The sequence below is a fragment of the Streptomyces sp. NPDC005955 genome (genome assembly GCF_042871255.1).
Taxonomy (GTDB): domain Bacteria; phylum Actinomycetota; class Actinomycetes; order Streptomycetales; family Streptomycetaceae; genus Streptomyces.
Genome location: NZ_JBIAIF010000001.1, coordinates 563,643 through 582,590, shown reverse-complemented (window position 1 = coordinate 582,590; position 18,948 = coordinate 563,643). Strand labels below are relative to the sequence as shown.

Genomic DNA, 18,948 nt, shown 5'->3' with positions numbered 1-18,948 from the left:
CCGCCACCCGCTACGCTGGCTCCGGGCACGGCGACTGGCGAACAGGGAACCAACCCTGGGGGAGCCGGGCCCGGTCGGGGCGCCGTGCCCCGCCGCACGAGGTGTCGTCCGCCTGGGCACCCCGGGACCACGACGGATACGACCGCTCGCCCGGAGGACGCCATGCCGCTCCCGTTGCCCCATCCCGCCCTCACCGCCACCGACCCGGAACTCGCCGGGCTCATCGCCGCCGAGGAACAGCTCCAGGCCGACACGCTGCGGCTGATCCCCAGCGAGAACTACGTCTCCGGCGCCGTCCTCGAAGCCACCGGCACCGTCCTCCAGAACAAGTACAGCGAGGGCTACCCCGGCCGCCGCTACTACGAGGGCCAGCAGGTCATCGACCAGGTGGAGCGCCTCGCCACCGACCGGGCCACCGCCCTGTTCGGCGTCGACCACGCCAACGTCCAGCCCTACTCGGGTTCCCCCGCGAACCTCGCCGTGTACCTCGCCTTCGCCGAGCCCGGTGACCCGGTCATGGGCATGGCGCTGCCGATGGGCGGTCACCTCACCCACGGCTGGGGCGTCTCGGCCACCGGCACCTGGTTCCGCGGCGTTCAGTACGGGGTCCGCCAGGACACCGGCCGCATCGACTTCGACCAGGTCCGCGACCTCGCGCTCAAGGAACGCCCCAAGCTGATCTGGTGCGGCGGCACCGCGCTGCCCCGCACCATCGACTTCGCCGCGTTCGCCGAGATCGCCGAGGAGAGCGGTGCCCTCCTCGTCGCCGACATCGCCCACATCGCCGGGCTGATCGCGGGCGGCGCCCACCCCTCGCCCGCCCCCTACGCGGACGTCATCTCGACCACCACCCACAAGACCCTCCGCGGCCCCCGGGGCGCCATGCTGATGTCCCGCGCGGAGCACGCCAAGGCCCTCGACAAGGCGGTCTTCCCCGGCCTCCAGGGCGGCCCCCACAACCACACCACCGCCGCCATCGCGGTCGCCCTGCACGAGGCGGCCCAGCCCGCGTTCCGCAGCTACGCGCACGCCGTCGTCGCGAACGCCCGGGCCCTCGCCGAAGCGCTGCTCGCCCACGGCCACGACCTGGTCTCCGGCGGCACGGACAACCATCTGATCCTGATCGACCTGACCGCGAAGGACGTCCCCGGCAAGCTCGCCGCGCGGGCCCTGGACCGGGCCGGGATCGTCGTCAACTACAACACCGTGCCCTTCGACCCCCGCAAGCCCTTCGACCCCTCCGGCATCCGCATCGGCACCCCGTCGCTCACCTCCCGCGGCCTCACCCCGGAGCACATGCCGACCGTCGCCGCCTGGATCGACCGGGCCGTCACCGCGGCCCGCACCGGCGACGAGCAGACGCTCACCACCATCCGTGCCGAGGTGGCGGAGCTGATGGCCGCCCACCCGGCCCCCGGGCTGCCCACCGGCGACTGAGCAGCCGGGCGGGCCGGTCGGCCACCCCCCGACGGCCGACCGGCCCGCCCGCGGCCCTCAGCGGACCGGCCCTTCAGCGGGCCCGGCCCTTCAGCGGGCCCAGGTCCTCGGCGGGCCGGCGCGGCTCACCGGTCCCGCAGTTCCTGCCGGGGCTCCCGCTCGCCCCGGGCCCCGGCAGCGGTGCCACCGGTCGCCGGGGAGGTGCGCAGCCGCCCGGCGAACGAGCGCAGCAGCAGCGCCAACGGCGCCCCCACGGCCACCCCCGCGCCGGCCCACCACCAGGGGCGCGCCGCCCCCGGGCCGACCGCGGCCACCGGAGCCGTCCGCGCGCCCTCCCCGGTGGCGGTCGTCGGGCCGGTCGTCGCGTCGGCGTCGGCCGTTCGCCCCAGCAGTCCCAGGGACTTCAGCACCTCCAGCAGTTCCGTCGGGTACACCGCCCGGTGCCACTGGGCGTGCGTGAGGGAGCCGTCCCAACCCGTCTCGATCCACACGTCCGGGGCGCCGCCCCGGCGGTCGGCCGGTAGGACGTGGACCCGGTCGATGCGCCAGGCGGACACCTCGTGCGCCATCCAGGTGGCGGTGATCTGCCGGGCTTCCTCCAACTCCGCCTCGGACACGGGACGTTCCCGGCCGCGGTCGATCGACTGCGGCAGCAGGCCCAGCAGTTCCCCGTACCGTTCGTCCCCCGCGAGCAGGGCCGTCGCCTGCGAAGAGCGCAGGGCGACCAGCAGCACGCTGGTGTCTCCGCCCGCTGCCGCCGGTGACACCCCCGGCCCGAACAGCAGGGCCAGCGCCGCCACGGCCGCCGCGAGGAAGGCTCCCGCCCGCGACCGCGCCGCGGAGACCCCCCGGGGCAGCCGCCCCCGACTCGGCCCCCGCCACTTCCGTGTCCCGTGCACCCCGTTCATCAGCTTCCCCGTCCGTTCCGCCGCGCGGCCGTCCGCACGGACCCGTCTGGGGTACACCGCCGGGGCGCCGGGGGTTCCCGTTCCACGCGGACGGGTCTGCGGGCCGGCTACTGCACCGACTCGGCGATGCGCAGCGCCCGGGCCCGGGAGGCGACGCCCTCCAGCCGCAGGGTCATCCCGTCCGTCGACCACAACAGGGTGGGCCCCGCGATCCGCTCGGCGCGGACCCACTGGTCCTCGGAGCCGTCGCCCAACCAGAACGTCAGCCGGTGGGGTGCCCGGAACCACAACGCGGGTTCCTGTCCCGTCGCACCGTCCGCCCGGCGCAGCCGGAGCGCCTCGGGCTGGTCGGTGACCGTCTTGAGGAAGCCCGAGTTGAGCGAGGAGGGGAACTCGTCCAGCCGGATCGTGCCCTCGTCGGTGACCCAGCAGAGGCTGATCCGGAAGCTGCCGCGGGGCGCCTTCGCGACCTGGACGCCGTCCGGGCGGCCCAGCGCCTCGGGGACGACGGGCGTGAAGCGGGCGCGTTCCGCGGCGGTGCGGAGCGACATCGCCGCGCCGCATCCGGGGACCGGCTCCGACGGCACCGCCGGAGCCGAGGGCGCGTGATCGACGGTGACCCCGCCGAAGTCGAACCAGTCGTTGACGGCCGCCCGCACCGGCGGCGTCAGCACGGCGACCGCGAGCAGTCCGCACAGCGCGGCGCAGACCGCCCGCCAGCGGGTCCGCAGCCGGTGGCCGAGCCTGCCGGGCCACCCGGGCCATCCGGCCCGCGCGGGCGCACGCTCCGGGGCGCCCGCGCCGTGCACGCCTCCTGCCAGGAGGTCGGCGAGGACGCGGGCGGCCATGTCCTCGGCGTCCGCCGCCCGCTCGGGCTCCGCCCGGTCGTACGACCGGCCCAGCTCCCGCAGCTCCCGGGCCAGGTCCGGGCGCACGTCCCCGCCGGCGTTCCCACCGGACGCGTCAGCCCCGCTGGCGCCCTCCGCCCCGTGCCGTTCACGCACGCGCCCCACCCCCCTCCGGCCCGTTCCGACGCGCCCGGTCAGCCCGCTGGTCCGTCCGTTGGTCTGCCTGCCGATCCGCCTGCCGATCCGTTCGCTGATCCTTCCGTGCGTCCGGCTGCTGATCGGCGGCGGGGCGGTCGCCCTCGGACAGGTCCGGCGGCAGCAGCCGGCCGAGTTTGCGCAGGGCGCGCGCCAGGCGGGACTTCACCGTCCCCCGCGGCCAGCCCAGCGCCTCGGCGGTCTCGGCCTCGTCCATCTCCAGCAGGTAGCGGTACGTCACGACCAGCCGGTGCGGATCGCTGAGCTGGCGCACCGCCGCCCGCAGGGCCCGGTTGCGTTCGCTCGACAGCGCGGCGGCGGCCGGGTCCGCCGACTCCGGTACCGGGGGCGCCGCCGTCGACAGCGCCGACTCGCCGTCGTGGACGAGGCGCCGACGGACCGCGCCGCGCACTGTGTTGTTCGTCTCATTGGTCACGATGCGCAGCAGCCACGGCCGGAACGCCCGCCCCGCGTCGAACCGGTCCAGGGAGTAGTACGCCTTCAGGAACGCCTGTTGCACCACGTCCTCCGCGTCGGCCCCGGCACCCAGGGCCCGGGCCGCGCGCAGGGCGATCGGCGTGTGCGCGCGCACGAGCTCGGCGTACGCCCCCGGATCCCCCGAACGCACCCGCGCGATCACTGCGCGCTCGTCCGGCGCGCGCCCGCCCTCGGCGATGCGCATCCCCTCCCGCGTCGTGCTCACGTCCTTGCTACACCGCGGGACACCGGAGGGTTCCCGCTTCGACGCGCCCCGGGCGTCCACGACCCGCAGGCCGGCCGGATACCGACCGTGCGCCGGCCGGATACCGTTGTGACACCGTCCGGACGGGCGGCACGGGGGGTGTACGGGGCACCGGAACGGAACCGGACGGCGACGCTCTACCGGATCGGTTCCCCCGCCGTCGCGGACACCTGAGAGAATGCTGAGCATGGCCTCAGATCGTCCTCGCGTGCTCTCGGGAATCCAGCCCACGTCGGGCTCGTTCCACCTCGGCAACTACCTCGGCGCCGTGCGCCAGTGGGTGGCCCTCCAGGAGTCCCACGACGCGTTCTACATGGTCGTCGACCTGCACGCGCTCACGATCCAGCCGGATCCGAAGGAACTGCGGGCCCGCACCCGGCTCGCCGCGGCGCAGCTCCTCGCCGCCGGGCTCGACCCCGAGCGGTGCACCCTCTTCGTGCAGAGCCACGTGCCGGAGCACACCCAGCTCGCCTGGATCATGAACTGCCTGACCGGCTTCGGCGAGGCGGCCCGGATGACCCAGTTCAAGGACAAGTCGGCCAAGCAGGGCACCGACCGCACCAGCGTCGGGCTCTTCGCGTACCCGATCCTCCAGGTCGCGGACATCCTGCTCTACCAGGCCAACGAGGTGCCGGTCGGCGAGGACCAGCGTCAGCACATCGAGCTGACACGTGATCTTGCCGAGCGCTTCAACGGGCGGTACGGCGACACCTTCACGGTGCCGGCCCCGTACATCCTCAAGGAGACGGCCAAGATCTACGACCTCCAGGAGCCGTCGATCAAGATGAGCAAGTCGGCGTCCGCGCCGAAGGGCCTCATCAACCTCCTCGACGAGCCCAGGGCGACCGCCAAGAAGGTCAAGAGCGCCGTCACCGACACGGACACCGTGGTCCGCTACGACCTCGTGGAAAAGCCCGGCGTGAGCAACCTCCTCACCATCTACTCGACCCTCACCGGGGCGGGCGTCGGCGAGCTGGAGCAGCGCTACGAGGGCAAGGGGTACGGTGCGCTGAAGACCGACCTCGCCGAGATCGTGGTCGACTTCGTCACCCCGTTCCGCGAGCGCACCCAGCAGTACCTGGACGACCCCGAGACGCTGGACTCGATCCTCGCCAAGGGAGCGGAGAAAGCACGGGCCGTGGCGGCGGAGACCCTGTCGCAGGCGTACGACAAGGTGGGGCTCCTCCCCGCCAAGCACTGAAGCGGTCCTCCTGCGGCACCCGGGGTCGTCCCCGGGCCGCCCGGGAGCGACCCACCGCGACGAACGCACCAGTGACCAGCCATGCCCAGCCACGACGACGGGAGACTGACGTGGGGACCGTAACGATCGGTGTGTCGATCGCGGTCCCGGAGCCCCATGGCAGCCTGCTCCAGGAGCGGCGTGCGGGCTTCGGGGACCCCGTGGCGCACTGCATTCCCACCCATGTGACGCTGCTCCCCCCGACCGAGGTCGACGGCTCCGCGTTGACCGCGATCGAGGCGTACCTGGGGCGGGTGGCGTCCGCGGCCCGGCCCTTCCCCCTGCGGTTGTCGGGGACGGGCACCTTCCGGCCGCTCTCCCCGGTGGTCTTCGTGCAGGTCGTCGAGGGCGCCTCGGCCTGTGCCTGGCTCCAGAAGCGGGTACGGGACGAGTCGGGCCCGCTGGCCCGCGAACTGCACTTCCCGTACCACCCGCACGTCACCGTCGCGCACGGCATCGACGAGGCCGCCATGGACCGGGCCCACGAGGAGCTGTCCGACTACGAGGCCCAGTGGGCGGTCACCGACTTCTCGCTCTACGAGCAGGGTGCCGACCAGGTGTGGCGCAAGCTCCGCGACTTCGCCTTCGGCGGTCCGACGGTGCCCCAGCAGCCGGCCGCCCCCCACACCCGCGGGACGCTCCCGACCCGGTGACACCACCGGGCGGGGGCGCCAGCCCCAGCCGACCCGGGGGCTCAGTGGGGTCAGTGGGGTCAGAGAGCGAGCCGGCGGAAGACGGCGCGCGGTAGGTGGCGCAGCGCCGACATCACCAGGCGCAGCGCGCCGGGCACCCAGACCGATTCCGCGCCCCGGCGCAACGCCGCCTCGATCGCGGTCGCGACGGCCTCCGGGGTGGTCGACAGCGCGGTCCGCTCCGCCCGCGTCCCCGGGGCCCCTGCGACGCGCACCCGACCGGGGCGGACCAGCACCACGTGCACGCCGGTGCCGTGGAGGGCGTCGCCGAGGCCCTGCACGAAGGTGTCGAGCCCGGCCTTGCTGGAACCGTAGATGAAGTCGGTGCGCCGGGCCCGCTCGGCGGCGACCGAGGACAGCACCACCAGCGAGCCGTGGCCCTGGTTCTGGAGCGCCTGGGCGCAGACGAGGCCCGCGGAGACCGCGCCGGTGTAGTTGGTGGCGGCGATGGTGGCGGCGGCCACCGGGTCGCTCTCGTCCCGGGCCTGGTCGCCGGTGAGGCCGAAGGCCAGCAGCACCGTGTCGACGTCCCCCTCCGCGAAGACCTTGCCGAGCGCCGACTCGTGGTCGGCGGGGTCGAGGGCGTCGAAGGCGACGGTCCGGGTGTCGGCGCCGAGCCCGCGCAAGTGCTCGGCGGCGGCCTCCAGACGGGGCGAGGGGCGGCCGGCCAGCCACACCGTGTGGGTGCGGCGGGTGATGAGCCGTCGGGCCGTGGCGAGGGCGATCTCGGAGGTGCCGCCGAGGATCAACAGGGACTGGGGGAGGCCGGGGGCGTCCTTCATGGGAACCACACTCCGATGGGCGCGGGCGGGACGGTGGGCGGTCGGGGCCGGTTCCGGGCGTGCCGGATGACCGGGACGGCTCGAACGGGCGGTCGAGTCGAGGGGGAAACGTTCCGGGGCGGTCGGCGCGGTGGGGAGGGGCGGTCGGGGCGGCGGACGGAACGTCAGGTGTGACGGCCCGTCGAGTGGGGAAGGAGACGTGGATGGGCCGGTCACGGGCCGTCAGCCAGCGGTCCTGACGCGATCGGGTCGGTGCGACGCGGTCCCGCGGGGTGGGGTGGGTGGGGGACGAAGCGGTGCGGTGGCCGGGGGAGAATAGCGGGGCGCAAATGCGACCGTATCGGTACGTAATGTGAGCTTTGGGTAACTTTCGAGCGCGGCTCACTGGAATGGGCGACTGGTGGAGTGTCCTCCAATAGGGTCGCCCTCTTTGCCTGTTGCGTAGGGGCGTCAGATGTAGGAACAAAGCTGGGGACCCTGTGCAAGAGTTGGATCAGCGGTTGTTGTCGGCACTGCGTGATTGCGGGCAGTTCCCGCCAGTGTTGACGGCCGCGCGGTTGTTGTCCTGGAGTGGCGAGCACGGCGCGTTGTGGCTCGCCGCCGGGCTGGTGGGAGCCGCGGTGGACAAGGAGCGGAAGGGAGCTTGGCTCCGCGGCACCACGGTGACGTTCGCGGCGCACGCGGTGAGCATGGGAATCAAGATCGTGGTGCGGAGGCCTCGCCCGGGCGAGGCCGCGCCGCTGGTGTGGACCTCCGGGCGGCACTCCTTTCCCAGTTCGCACGCGACGGCCGCGGCAGCCGCCGCGGTCGCCTTCGGCGCCTTCTCGCCGACCGGCGCCGTGGTGCTGCCGCCCCTCGCGGCGGCCATGTGCGTGTCGCGGATGGTGGTCGGCGTGCACTACCCGACGGACGTGGTGGCGGGCGCCGCGCTGGGCGCGGTCACCGCGAAGTTGGGCGCGCCCTGGATGTTCCGGGCGCTGGTGACGGCGGGCCCGATGTCGGCGGCGCTCACGTCCGCTCCGGTCACCGCGGCGGTCCGGGGCGCCTCGGAAGCGGGCGCGGCGGTGGCCTCGCGCGCCGGTGCGTCGGTCGTGTCGCGGGCGGCCCGCTGGATGGACGCCGCGCGGGAGGTCTCGCAGGCGGTACGGCTGTTGGACGCGGCCCGGGAGGTCTCACAGGCGGTCGCCGCGGCGCCGCAGTCGCGCAGGACGCCGACGGCACCTCCGGTACCGCGGACGGCGCCCGCGCCTTCGGTACCGCGGCCGGTCACCGTGCCGGAGGCGGTCACGGCGGTGGCGTCCGCCGCCGTGACGCGGGTGCGGACGGCGGACCTGCCGGGTCGGGCCGTACCGAGGACCCGGACGACCGGCGCGGTGCCGCGGCGCCGCCGGCCGGCCCGCAGGACCGCGCCGCGACTGCTGGCCTGTGCGGTGCTGGTGCCCGTGCTGGGCGCGCTGCTCGGCCCCGTCGCCGGTCCGGTGACGGGTGCGTGCATGGCCCGCATGCGATGAGCGCGCTCGACGCGGTGCGCCGGGCCGGCTGACGGTCCGTCGGCCCGACGCCGTGCCGGACAGGGGCCCGGGCGCTCGCCGCCCGGGCCCCGCGCGTCGCCCGACGGGCGCGCGCACTGATGCGTCGGGTCGCCGGCCGCTGGTGCTCCGGTGGTGGATCGCGATCTTGCCGATGGGCCAGGACCAGGGCCGTGGCCGCGGAGCGAAATCGGATCGCGTGACGCGGTCGGGGGCTGGCACGCTGCCTCCCATGGATCATCTGGATCATCCGGAAGTGCTGCTCATCGGTGGGCGTGCCGGGGTCGGCAAGACGACGGTGGGGTGGGAGGTTTCGGCGCGGCTGCGCGCTGCGGCGGTCCCGCACGCGATCGTGGAGGGTGACTTCATGGGCCAGGTGCATCCGGCACCGGAGGGGGACCCCCGCCGCTCGGAGATCACGGAGCGCAATCTGACGGCGGTCTGGGCGAACTTCGCCCGGCTCGGCTACCGCCGCCTGATCTACACGAACACCGTGAGCGTGCTGCCCGAGGCGGCGGGCATGTTCGCGCGCGCCATGGGGACGGGCGTGCGGACGGTACGCGTGCTGCTCACCGCCTCCGACGCCACCACCGGCGAGCGGCTGGCGGGCCGGGAACTCGGCTCGGAGTTGGAGAAGGAGCTGAAGGGCAGCGCCCGCAAGGCACGGCTCCTGGAGGAGCGGGCACCCGCGGACACGGTGCGGGTGGCGACCGACGGGCGGCCCGTCGTGGACATCGCGGGTGACGTGCTGGCCGCCACCGGCTGGATCGGGCAGCACTCCACCGGGCGGTCCTAGGGGACCGTCTTCGGCGCTGAGGGAGTGAAGGTCCACTTCCCCCATTCCGGGCGCACCACTTCGTAGCTTCCTCGCGGGCTGGCTTCGAAGAGGAGGTTCTTTCCGTCCTCGCCCTTGGAGATGGTGCGCGTCTGGGTTCTTCCGGAGTTCACGTTGTAGGAGAGGATGAGCCTGTACTCGCAGGACTTTTCGGATTTGACGCTGAACTTGATGAATCCGGGGGTCTGTTGCATGCCGATCGAGATGGCGTCGTCAAAGGGAACCATTTGAGGATCGTCTAGGTTGCCATCTGTCGTCGTGGCGGTCACCTTCACCCTCTCCTTGAGGTCGAAGTAGATGGTTTTCCACTGTTCCACTCCGCCCGCGCCGTCCGTCGCCCAGGTCTTCGCCGTCGTGGGCTCCCAGCAGCGAGTCGCTTCGGCTTCTATCTTGGTGACCACGACAGGGTTCTTCCGCTCGCTCGTCAGCTGGAGCTTGTATTCGGCGGCTTCGCCGAGGATTCTTCGCGCGCCGAACTTCCTGAACAAGCTCGATGCTTCCCTGACGGTTTCTCCGTCGAACTGGTTCAGCTCCCCCCGTTCCTCGTTGGCGAGTTTCCGGTCAAGCACCCAAGAGTTGTGGGGGGCCTTATTGCTGAGCACGGGCGTGACCTTGGCGAGGAAGGGTTCCTTCGCGGCGTCGACCTTGTCGCCCGCGGCGTCCTCCGCCTTCGCGCGGGAGTCGGCGAAGCGAAGCTCGATATCCAGTGTGATCACGGCCCCTAAAATGGCGACGAGAACAACGCCCAAGGTGATTAAGATCATCCTTTTCGTCGCCCATCGCGTCCCCTTGTCGGCCGCTTCGGGAACCGCAACGTCCATGATCTGGCTCATCCGATTCGTTGGGGCTCCCGCTGGCCCGTCAGGGCCGCTGCTGGGGGCGGGAGTTTCCGTCGGCGGTCCGCTCGAACTGCCGTCCGTGGGCGAGGAAGCCCGACGTCCCTCGTTCCGTGCTGTTTGATCTTCCGATGCACTCACCGGGACTCCTGTTATCCGCTCCGTAATCGGAACGGCAACCTACCCGCTGCCGGGCCGAATCTCCCCGTACTCGTGTCGCTTTCGCGGTGGGGGGAATCGCACGGGAAACTCCCTTTGCGGGAGTCATCAGCAGCCCCACGGGCCACCGGACGGCTCGGCGTTGGGCACGGTTGGCCGACGGGTGGCTACCGTGGCGCGTTCGCGGGGTACCCGAACGCGAGGGGTTCCGGACGATCCGGACCCGGACGGTGACGCGCGGCGGAGAGCGGTGAGTGCGGTGGGCGCGGTGAGTGCGGCAGGCGCGGGGGACGTACGGCGACGGTGGCCGGCACGGGACGGGGGGCGTCCGACGACGGGCCGGGGAGGTGCCGCGTGGACTGGCTGAAGAAGCTTCCCTGGATCGGCCCCGGTGTGGCGCGGTTGATGACCACCCACGCCTGGCGCGCCTACGAACGGTTGGAGGAGGTCGCCTGGACGCGGCTCGCGGCGGCCATGACCTTCCTGAGCTTCCTGGCCCTGTTCCCCCTGATCACCGTTGCCGCGGCGATCGCCGCGGCGACCCTGGACAGCGAGGGGCAGCGCAAGCTGGAGGAGAAGATCGCCGAGCAGGTGCCGGGCATCTCCGGTCAGCTCGACATCGCCGGACTCGTCGCCAACGCGGGGACCGTCGGACTGATCGCGGGAGCCCTGCTGCTGTTCACCGGCATCGGCTGGGTCGGCGCGATGCGGGACTGTCTGCGCGCGGTGTGGAAGGTGCCCGACGTCGAGGAGAACCCCGTCCTGCGCAAGGTGAAGGACGCGGGGGTGCTGGCCGGACTCGGTGGCGCGGGGCTGGTTTCCCTGGTGGCCTCCGCGCTCGCCTCCACGGCCGTCGGCTGGGGCGCGCGACTGGTCGGGGTCGAGGAGTCGGGGGCCGGCGGGGCGGTGCTCCAGGCGCTCGCGTTCACGGTGGCGGTGCTCGCCGACTTCCTCGTCCTGCTGTACGTCCTGACGCTGCTGCCCGGGGTGCAGCCCGCCCGCCGCGACCTGGTGATCGCGGGGCTCCTGGGGGCCGCCGGGTTCGAACTGCTGAAGATGCTGATCGGCAGTTACATGAAGGACGTCGCGGGACGCAGCATGTACGGGGCGTTCGGGGTGCCGGTGGCGCTGATGCTGTGGATCAACTTCACGGCGAAGCTGCTGCTCTACTGCGCGGCCTGGACCGCGATCCGCCGGGCGGCCGCCCCGGCTCCCGGAGCCCACGACGACCCCGGACCGCACGAGGACCCCGCGGGGCCGCCGGCGTCACGGCCCGGCGCCGGGGCGCCGGGCCGGTAGGGGCGGGAGGGTGGTCCTCAGCGGCCCCGGGCGGGCCAGCGGCGGTTGATCAGGAAGACCGCGCCGGCGAGGAGGATCAGGACGCCGCCCGCGATGCCCAGCGCGATGCCCATGCCGCCGGAGGACTGCTCGGACGCGACCTTGGTGGTGGCGCCCTTGCCGGACGGGGCGGCGGAGCCCGATTGTCCGGCCTGCCCCGCCGCGGAGTCGGCGTTCTTGCCGTCCGTCGGGTCCACGCCCTTCGGCGGGACCAGTTCACCGACCGGTGTGACCTTGCCGTGCGAGGCGAAACCCCAGTCCAGGAGGCGGGCGGTCTCCTGGTAGACGGCGTGGGGCTCCTTGGAGGAAGGGTTCATCACGGTGACCAGCAGCACCCGGCCGTCGCGTTCGGCGACCCCGGTGAAGGTGGCGCCCGCGTTGGTGGTGTTGCCGTTCTTGACCCCCGCGATGCCCCGGTACGGCTTGAGCCCGTAGGCGCCGCTGAGCAGCCGGTTGGTGTTCTGGATCTCGAACGTCGGACGCTTCTTGGCCTTCTCGCCCTTCTTGGGCTTCACGGCCTCGCCGGGGAACTTGGCCCGCAGCGTCGCGCCGTACTCGCGGAAGTCCTTCTTCTGGAGGCCCGACCGGGCGATCAGCGTGAGGTCGTAGGCGGAGGACACCTGCCCGGCCGCGTCGTACCCGTCCGGCGAGACGACCTTCGTGTCCAGCGCCTGGAGCTCCTCGGCGTGCCGCTGCATGTCGGCGACGGTCCGCGGGATGCCGCCGTTCATCGCGGCGAGGACCCGTACGGCGTCGTTGCCGGAGCGGAGGAAGACCCCGAGCCACAGGTCGTTGACGGTGTAGGTCTGGTCCTCCTTGATGCCGACCAGGCTCGACCCCGATCCGATGCCCGCGAGGTCGGACGGCACCACCTTGTGGGTGCGGTTCTTGGGGAACCGCGGCATCAGGGTGTCCGCGAACAGCATCTTCAACGTGCTCGCGGGCGCCAGCCGCCAGTGCGCGTTGTGCGCGGCCAGCACGTCACCCGACTCGGCGTCCGCGACGATCCAGGACCGGCCCGACAGGTCCTTGGGCAGGACGGGCGCGCCCGAGCCCAGGTCCACCTGCGTGCCGGGCGTGCCGAGCCGCGCGCCGCCCACCGTCGACATCGCGCTCGGCGGACGTATGTCCTTCTCCGCCCCCTTCTTGTCCTTCGGTTTCTCGTCCGCGTACGCGACGGGGGCCAGGGCGGACACGGACAGGGCGGTGGCGACCAACACGGCGGCCACTCGCCTGGTGGGGGAGAGGAAGGCGGACACGGACGAGAAGGTACCGGCCCTTCCTGGGAATCCCGTGAGCGAGGGCCCCGTACGCCCCGTACCGTCCGTACGTCCCGCACCGCCCGTACGCCCGGCCCGTCCCGCACCACCCGTGCGCTCCGCACGACCCGCGCGAGGGGACCGTCGACCCGGTCGCGATACTGAACCCATGAAGCTCAGCCGCCCCGTGTCCTGGTTCCTGCTCGCCTTCGGGGTGTGGAGTTGGATCATCTGGATCACTTTCGCCAAAAATCTGTGGAAGGACGGCAGCGGGCTCGCCTTCGACGACGCGGGTGACCCCACCGGCTACTTCTGGGTCCACCTGCTGCTCGCGATCGTCTCCTTTGTTCTGGGGACGGTCGTGGGAGTGATCGGGTTGCGTGGCGTCCGGGCCCTGCGTGCCGGCTCCTGACCGGCCCGCCCCCGCGACGGTGCGGTTCCCCGGGCGGGGACGGTACGCAGCGGGGTGCGTGTTGCACGCATCACACCGACCGGGCGGGCGCGCCCCGGTCGGCCGGGCGTTCCGCACGGGTGCCGGCGACGACGGCGGGCCCGTCGCCCCCGACGCCTGAGGGTTCGTCAGATCCCCCAACGCCCGGCACGGCAGGGGCGATCAGCCCGGGAGCCGGGAGTCCGTCCCCACCGGCGCTCCGGTGACGTGCGGAGCGGCTGCGCGCTGCGGCCCCCGGAGGGTGAAGGCGAGGAGCCCGCCCAGTGCGGAGGCGACACCGCCGACCGTCACGGCGGTGCGCAGGCCGTCGGCGAGGTCCGCGACCGCGCTTCGGCACGCACGCGGTGCACGCGCGACGACCGCCCTCAAGCTCATGGCCGCGAGCGGACCGGACGCCATCACCCTGCGGGCCGTCGCCCGCGACATGGGCGTGACGGCCGGGGCCATCCACGGCTACTACGCGACGCGCGACGACCTGATCACGACGCTGATCAGGGACGTGCAACCATCGCGCATCGACACCCTGGAGGCCGCCCGGGACACGGCGGCCCACGACGATCCGGCCGGTCGCGTACTGTCCTGGGCCCGGGCGTTCCGGGAACGGGCACTCGCCGACCCCGAAGGATTCCGGCTCATCTACGGCGATCCGGTACCCGGTTACGCGGCCCCCGAGGCGCAGCGGCGTGCCTGTTCGGGGCCGGCCTCGTCGCCGCCGCCTGGGCACGGGCCGAACCCCGGCAACCGCGGGGCGACCACCAGTGGTCCGACTTCGACCCGCACCTGGTCGCCCTGGAGGTGTACGGCCACCTGCGCCACCAGAGGCGGGAGCCCGAGTCTCGTCGCTGGGACTCACCCCGCGGGAGTGAGGACCTCGTCCACGACGCTCGCGCCCCACCGTCCCGCCGGCCCCGCCCGAAGACCCGCCCCGAGCGGTCCCGAGCAGCCCCGGAGCGGCCCGGGACCGCTCGGCGCGGACGCGTACCCTTGACGGCGTTCACAAGGAATTCGAAAGGGTGTCACACATGGCTAGGGCTACCGCGCGCCACATCTTGGTCAAGACCGAGAGCCAGGCGCTGGAGTTGAAGACCCAGATCGAGGGCGGAGCCGACTTCGCCGAGCTGGCCCGGCAGCACTCCTCCTGCCCCTCGTCGCGCGACGGCGGCAACCTCGGCTCGTTCGGCCCGGGGCAGATGGTCCCCGAGTTCGACCAGGTCGTCTTCTCCGCCCCGGTCGGCACGGTGCAGGGCCCGGTGCGGACCCAGTTCGGGCAGCACCTCATCGAGGTCACCGGCCGCCAGGACTGACCCGCAGTGACGGGCCGCGTCGTCGGGGCGGCGCCGCGCGGTCCGCGGGGGTCGACGCCCCCGCGGACTCAGCCGCTCCGACGCCGACGGCGGTAGTAGGCGACCGTGACCACGGCCAGCAGCGGGCCCCAGGCCAGTAGGGGCAGGTAGCAGGCGGTCATCACCCAGTAGTGGACGCCTTCGGGGGCTCCGGGGCCGCTCATGTTGTCCGTGTCGTTCCAGCCGAACGCCCCGGCGACCGTGATGAGGGTGACCAGCGCCGCGCCCAGCGAGGCGGGGACCACCGCCGCCAGGACGGGGATCCGCCGGCCGCCCAGGGCCGGTACCCAGCGGGGCAGTTCCTCGCCCCACCGGTGGACCAGACCCAGGGTGAGCAGCCCGATCGCCTCGGCGAACAGGCTCAGGCCGATGAGGTACCAGGATTCGAGGCCGGGGAAGTTCTCCGGCCCGAGGTACTCGTCGGTGAAGCCGGAGTCCCAGCCCAGGGCGATGGCGATGCGCCACAGCCCCGACGGCACCAGGGTCAGTGCGGCGGCGTGCGCCGCCAGCCGCACGGACCGGGGCACTCGGGGCACGGCGGCCGGGACTGCGGGAGCGGAACCGGCGGAGACCGGTGCGGCGAGGTCGGGTCGGGCGAGGTCGGGTCCGGCGCCGGTCGCCGTGGAACCGGTCGCCGTGGTGCCGATCGTGGTGCTGCGCATGACGAACTCCCGGAGTCCGGAGGGGGCGGCTGTGCTGCCGTGGTCGGTCGAACGGCTCCAGCTTCGCTCCGGGCGCCCCCGCCTTCCCATCCGCCGATCGGCACAGGGATCGCACCGCCGCCCGGTCCTCCTACGCCGGTCGGCAGAGGCCAGGCCGGTCGGCAGGGGCAGCGGCAGGGGCAGGGGCAGGGCCGGTCGGCAGGGGGTAGGACGCTTCCCGGACCCCCTCGCGGAGCAGCTCGGCGCCGGACTCTGCGAGCCAGTCCGCCAGCGTGCGCAGCCCGGGACGGATGACGCGCAGCGCCTCGATGTCGGCGTGCCAGCGCGAACCCGCCGCCCACTGCTCCCGGACCCGGGCGATCTCGGGGCCGAGCGCGGCGGCCTCGGCGCGGGTCAGCTGCTCGTAGCGCACCGGGACGCCGATCGCCCCGCTGATCGCCGCGGCGGCCTCGGTCGGGGTGGGGGCGTCCCCGGCCAGCTCCAGGCTGCGCCCCGCGAACCGGTCCGGCTGCTCGAAGGCGAGCGCGGCGAACGCGGCGACGTCCTCCACCGCGATGAGCTGGACGGGTTCGTCCGGCGGGAAGACGTGCCGGTGCACGCCCCGGACGATCCCGTCGAGACCGACGCCCGTCCCACCGAGGTAGTTCGACATGAACCGCACCGGACGCAACACGGTCACCGACCCGATCCGCCGGCGCAGGTGCTCCTCGATGCGCGTCTTGCCCTCGGAGCCCGGCAGCCGGCGACCCGACGTGGAGGCGATGCCCGTGAACACCACGTGCTCGACGCCCACCGCGGCGGCGGCGTCGATCAGCGCCCGGCCGCGGGCGAACTCCCGCTCCACGTCGGTGCCGGCCGGTCCGAACGCCACGGGCGGCACGACGAACAGCCCCGCTGCGCCCGCCAGCGCGGCGGGCAGGCCCGCCCCGTCGTCGAAGTCTCCGCGCACCAACTCCGCTCCCGCGGCTTCCAGCGCCCTGGCGGCGGGCGCGGCCGGATCCCGTACCAGTGCGCGCACCGGCCGGCCGGCCGCCAGCAGCCGTCGTGCGGTGGCGCCGCCCTGTCGACCGGTCGCACCGGTCACGACGATCAAGCGGTCCGTGCTCATGTCGTCCTCCACCCCCCGGGGTGGTCGGTGGTCACGAGGGGGTTGGGCCCGGGGGTGATGTGGAATGCTCCACCCGGTTGAGCGGCACGGACAAGGGATTACGTGACATGACCGCAGCTCCCCGGGACGCCGGTAGGGCGGATGCCCGTCGCAATCGCGGGAAGGTGCTCGCCGCCGCTGCACGGGCGTTCGACGAACACGACCTGGAGGTCTCGCTCAGTGCGATCGCCCGGCGGGCGGGGGTCGGCGCCGGCACGGTGTACCGGCACTTCCCCAGCAAGGAGATCCTGCTGGAGGCCGTGCTGGTGCAGCGGATCGACGCCCTGGTGGACAGCGCGCGGCAGCGGGCCGCCCGCGCCGAACCCGTCGCCGCGCTCCTCGGCTTCCTCCTGGAGGTCGTCGAGACGTCCCACGGCCGCCAGCCCGTGTGCGAGGCCCTGACCACCCGGACGCACTGGCCGCGCCCCGGCCTGGCCGCGGCGGCCCGACGGTTCCACCGGGCGCTCGGTGCGCTGCTCGGTGCGGCCCAGCGGGTCGGCGGGGTCCGTGCCGACCTCAGCACCGATGACGTCGCCGCGCTCGCCGTGGGGTGCGCGGCGATCCGGGCCGCCCACCCCGACCGGCACGGCGCCACCCGGATGGTGCGGCTGGCCCTGGACGGCCTGCGCAGCCCGCGGACCCCCGCATCCGTCACGCAAGGACAGACTTTTCGTGACGTGCCGGGCCTGCTCGACGCGGTGTCGTGGTGCGAGTGGTGCGGGGACCGGCTCCCGGCCCGCAGCACCGGACGGCCGGCCCGCTACTGCGGAGCGACCTGCCGGCAGCGGGCGCACCGCCGTCGCCTCGGCACGGCGACGACGCCGCCCCCGGGACCGGAGTGACGCTCCGGTGTAGCGCGGGTCACACCGATCGCCCGGAACCTCTCGGGCGTTCGGGGAACTCAGGGGCTCGGTGACGCAGTTACCCCTTCCGTAATCAGTGCAGCGAAGGGGCGGTTCGATGGTCGTCGCGATTCTGGTCGGCCTGGTCGCCCTCACGGTGATCGCCGCCCTCCAGTGGTACGTGTGGAGACGCGTGGTGCGGGACACCACCCTCCGGGGCACGGTCGCCCGCCGGGTCGGCACGACGGTGTTCCTCGTGGGGCCCGCGCTGATGGTCGCGGGCATCACCAGCGGACGGGCCGGCGCGCCCTTCTGGCTGGAGCGGGTGCTGGCCTGGCCGGGCTACCTGTGGCTGGCCCTGATGCTGTACCTGGTGCTCGCCCTGGCCGTGGGGGAACTCGTCCGCCCCCTGCTGCGACGCTTCCTCGCCCGACGTGACCAGCGTGCACGGAACGACCGGCAGGCGGTGCCCGGCGCGGACGCCGACCCCGGTGCGTCGGACCGGGTGCCCGCGGCCCCGCTGTCGGCGGCGCTCGGCCCGGTGCCGGAGGCCACCGCACCCGAGCGCCCCACGCCGGAGGCAACCGCGCCCGAGGCAACCGCGCCCGAGGGCCCCGCACCCGAGCGCCCCGCGCCGGCCGGGGCGTCCGCGCCGCTCACCCCGTCGCGACGGGTGTTCCTGTCCCGGGCGGTCGCCGGGACCGCGGTGGCCGCCGCCGCGGCGACGGTCGGAGCGGGCGCGTACAGCGTGCTGAACGGTCCCGCGGTGAAGCGGGTGACCGTGCCGCTGGCCAAGCTGCCCCGGGCGGCGCACGGCTTCCGCATCGCGGTGGTCAGCGACATCCACCTCGGCCCGATCCTCGGCAGGTCCTTCGCCCAGCGACTGGTGCGCACGATCAACTCCACGCAGCCCGACCTGATCGCCATCGTGGGCGACATGGTCGACGGCGACGTGGCCGACCTCGGCCCGGCGGCCGAGCCGCTGGCGCGCCTGCGGGCGAAACACGGGACGTACTTCGTCACGGGCAACCACGAGTACTTCTCCGGCGCCCAGCAGTGGGTCGACGAGGTGCGCGACCTGGGACTGCACCCGATGGAGAACAGCCGCGTCGAGCTGCCGTCCTTCGACCTCGCCGGGGTCAACGACCCGGCGGGCGAGGCCGAGGGGGAGGGCCCCGACTTCGTACGGGCGCTCGGCGACCGCGACCCGCGGCGGGCCTCGGTGCTCCTCGCCCACCAGCCGATCGTGATCCACGACGCCGTACGGCACGGGGTGGGCCTCCAACTGTCCGGCCACACCCACGGCGGCCAGCTGTGGCCCGTCAACTACCTCGCCGGACTCCAGAACCCGACCCTGGCCGGCCTGGAGCGCTACGGGGACACCCAGCTGTACGTCACCCGCGGGGCCGGGGCGTGGGGGCCGCCGGTGCGGGTGGGCGCCGAGTCGGACATCACCGTGGTCGAACTCGCCTCCCTCCAGGCGTGACCCCCCAGCTCCCCGACACCCCTCCCCGGCAGCGGCGTCGCCACCGTGTCGCCCGCCCGGGTCTGACGGCGCACCCGCCGCCCGGTTCGTCCCCGTTCGGTGCCCCGCTGAGCGGACGCGGCCCGATCGGCACGGATACGTGACGCCCATCGGGCTCCCGGCGGCCCCGTGAGCCTGCATCATGTGTCGGACCCGTGGGAAGCATGGGAGTTCCGTG

The 18,948-nt window shown here is 73.6% G+C and carries 18 protein-coding genes and 2 pseudogenes; 11 read left to right on the top strand and 9 right to left on the bottom strand.

The genetic code is table 11. From position 1 onward, the window contains the following. Positions 1–162 precede the first annotated feature (162 nt). On the top strand, positions 163–1,437 hold the full coding sequence (gene glyA / locus ACFYOU_RS02490; protein WP_389761918.1) for a serine hydroxymethyltransferase: 1,275 nt from the start codon (positions 163–165) through the stop codon (positions 1,435–1,437). 125 nt (positions 1,438–1,562) lie between these two features. Here the strand turns inward: glyA and ACFYOU_RS02485 are convergent, their stop codons facing one another. The 3 genes and pseudogenes from ACFYOU_RS02485 to ACFYOU_RS02475 all read right to left on the bottom strand — a co-directional run. Then, positions 1,563–2,345 (bottom strand): hypothetical protein, encoded by a 783-nt coding sequence (locus ACFYOU_RS02485; protein WP_391302912.1) that lies wholly within the window; start codon positions 2,343–2,345, stop codon positions 1,563–1,565. A gap of 107 nt (positions 2,346–2,452) precedes the next feature. Further along, complete coding sequence (locus ACFYOU_RS02480; protein ID WP_391302910.1) at positions 2,453–3,349, bottom strand: hypothetical protein; 897 nt, start codon at positions 3,347–3,349, stop codon at positions 2,453–2,455. Positions 3,350–3,506: 157 nt separating this feature from the next. Further along, positions 3,507–4,070, bottom strand: a pseudogene (locus ACFYOU_RS02475) (RNA polymerase sigma factor); the annotation flags it as partial. A gap of 247 nt (positions 4,071–4,317) precedes the next feature. On the opposite strand from ACFYOU_RS02475, the gene trpS reads away from it, so the two are divergent. Together trpS and ACFYOU_RS02465 are read left to right on the top strand one after the other, a co-directional pair. After that, the gene (gene trpS, locus ACFYOU_RS02470; protein ID WP_391302908.1) at positions 4,318–5,331 is read left to right on the top strand and encodes a tryptophan--tRNA ligase; all 1,014 of its coding nucleotides are present in this window, start codon (positions 4,318–4,320) and stop codon (positions 5,329–5,331) included. Between the two features lie 110 nt (positions 5,332–5,441). Next, entirely contained in the window at positions 5,442–6,023 is a 582-nt protein-coding gene (locus tag ACFYOU_RS02465; protein ID WP_391302906.1) for a 2'-5' RNA ligase family protein, read from the top strand. A 59-nt stretch (positions 6,024–6,082) separates the two neighbouring features. Here ACFYOU_RS02465 and ACFYOU_RS02460 read toward each other — a convergent pair whose 3' ends face one another. Then, positions 6,083–6,844, bottom strand: a complete 762-nt coding sequence (locus tag ACFYOU_RS02460; protein WP_389761907.1) for an SDR family NAD(P)-dependent oxidoreductase — start codon at positions 6,842–6,844, stop codon at positions 6,083–6,085. A gap of 479 nt (positions 6,845–7,323) precedes the next feature. Between ACFYOU_RS02460 and ACFYOU_RS02455 the strand changes: the two are divergent. Next, positions 7,324–7,812, top strand: a pseudogene (locus ACFYOU_RS02455) (phosphatase PAP2 family protein); the annotation flags it as partial. A gap of 802 nt (positions 7,813–8,614) precedes the next feature. Then, positions 8,615–9,169, top strand: coding sequence for an AAA family ATPase (locus ACFYOU_RS02450; protein ID WP_389762194.1), 555 nt, complete (start codon positions 8,615–8,617; stop codon positions 9,167–9,169). Here ACFYOU_RS02450 and ACFYOU_RS02445 read toward each other — a convergent pair. After that, on the bottom strand, positions 9,166–10,041 hold the full coding sequence (locus ACFYOU_RS02445; RefSeq protein ID WP_391302903.1) for a hypothetical protein: 876 nt from the start codon (positions 10,039–10,041) through the stop codon (positions 9,166–9,168). The genes ACFYOU_RS02450 and ACFYOU_RS02445 overlap by 4 nt on opposite strands. 516 nt (positions 10,042–10,557) lie before the next feature. Between ACFYOU_RS02445 and ACFYOU_RS02440 the strand changes: the two genes are divergently transcribed. Next, positions 10,558–11,502: a YhjD/YihY/BrkB family envelope integrity protein gene (locus ACFYOU_RS02440; RefSeq protein ID WP_391302901.1), complete on the top strand. Its 945-nt coding sequence runs from the start codon at positions 10,558–10,560 to the stop codon at positions 11,500–11,502. Positions 11,503–11,519: 17 nt separating this feature from the next. Here ACFYOU_RS02440 and ACFYOU_RS02435 read toward each other — a convergent pair whose 3' ends face one another. Then, positions 11,520–12,800 (bottom strand): D-alanyl-D-alanine carboxypeptidase family protein, encoded by a 1,281-nt coding sequence (locus tag ACFYOU_RS02435; RefSeq protein WP_391302899.1) that lies wholly within the window; start codon positions 12,798–12,800, stop codon positions 11,520–11,522. Between the two features lie 169 nt (positions 12,801–12,969). Here ACFYOU_RS02435 and ACFYOU_RS02430 point away from each other — a divergent pair, with 169 nt between their 5' ends. Next, positions 12,970–13,212, top strand: coding sequence for an SCO4848 family membrane protein (locus ACFYOU_RS02430; RefSeq protein ID WP_385486440.1), 243 nt, complete (start codon positions 12,970–12,972; stop codon positions 13,210–13,212). Positions 13,213–13,413: 201 nt separating this feature from the next. Here ACFYOU_RS02430 and ACFYOU_RS02425 read toward each other — a convergent pair whose 3' ends face one another. After that, positions 13,414–13,626 (bottom strand): hypothetical protein, encoded by a 213-nt coding sequence (locus ACFYOU_RS02425; protein WP_391302897.1) that lies wholly within the window; start codon positions 13,624–13,626, stop codon positions 13,414–13,416. Here ACFYOU_RS02425 and ACFYOU_RS02420 point away from each other — a divergent pair. Both ACFYOU_RS02420 and ACFYOU_RS02415 read left to right on the top strand, forming a co-directional pair. Further along, positions 13,625–14,239, top strand: coding sequence for a hypothetical protein (locus tag ACFYOU_RS02420; RefSeq protein ID WP_391302895.1), 615 nt, complete (start codon positions 13,625–13,627; stop codon positions 14,237–14,239). The genes ACFYOU_RS02425 and ACFYOU_RS02420 overlap by 2 nt on opposite strands. A gap of 34 nt (positions 14,240–14,273) precedes the next feature. Continuing rightward, positions 14,274–14,555 (top strand): peptidylprolyl isomerase, encoded by a 282-nt coding sequence (locus ACFYOU_RS02415; RefSeq protein WP_389761898.1) that lies wholly within the window; start codon positions 14,274–14,276, stop codon positions 14,553–14,555. Between the two features lie 68 nt (positions 14,556–14,623). Here the strand turns inward: ACFYOU_RS02415 and ACFYOU_RS02410 are convergent, their stop codons facing one another. Beyond that, positions 14,624–15,256 (bottom strand): hypothetical protein, encoded by a 633-nt coding sequence (locus ACFYOU_RS02410; protein ID WP_391302892.1) that lies wholly within the window; start codon positions 15,254–15,256, stop codon positions 14,624–14,626. Between the two features lie 130 nt (positions 15,257–15,386). Beyond that, positions 15,387–16,364, bottom strand: a complete 978-nt coding sequence (locus ACFYOU_RS02405; protein ID WP_391302890.1) for an NmrA family NAD(P)-binding protein — start codon at positions 16,362–16,364, stop codon at positions 15,387–15,389. Positions 16,365–16,471: 107 nt separating this feature from the next. Between ACFYOU_RS02405 and ACFYOU_RS02400 the strand changes: the two genes are divergently transcribed. After that, a complete protein-coding gene (locus tag ACFYOU_RS02400; protein ID WP_391302888.1) occupies positions 16,472–17,245 on the top strand; it encodes a TetR family transcriptional regulator in 774 nt (257 codons plus the stop codon). Positions 17,246–17,363: 118 nt separating this feature from the next. Continuing rightward, complete coding sequence (locus ACFYOU_RS02395; RefSeq protein ID WP_391302886.1) at positions 17,364–18,731, top strand: metallophosphoesterase; 1,368 nt, start codon at positions 17,364–17,366, stop codon at positions 18,729–18,731. Positions 18,732–18,948 lie beyond the last annotated feature (217 nt).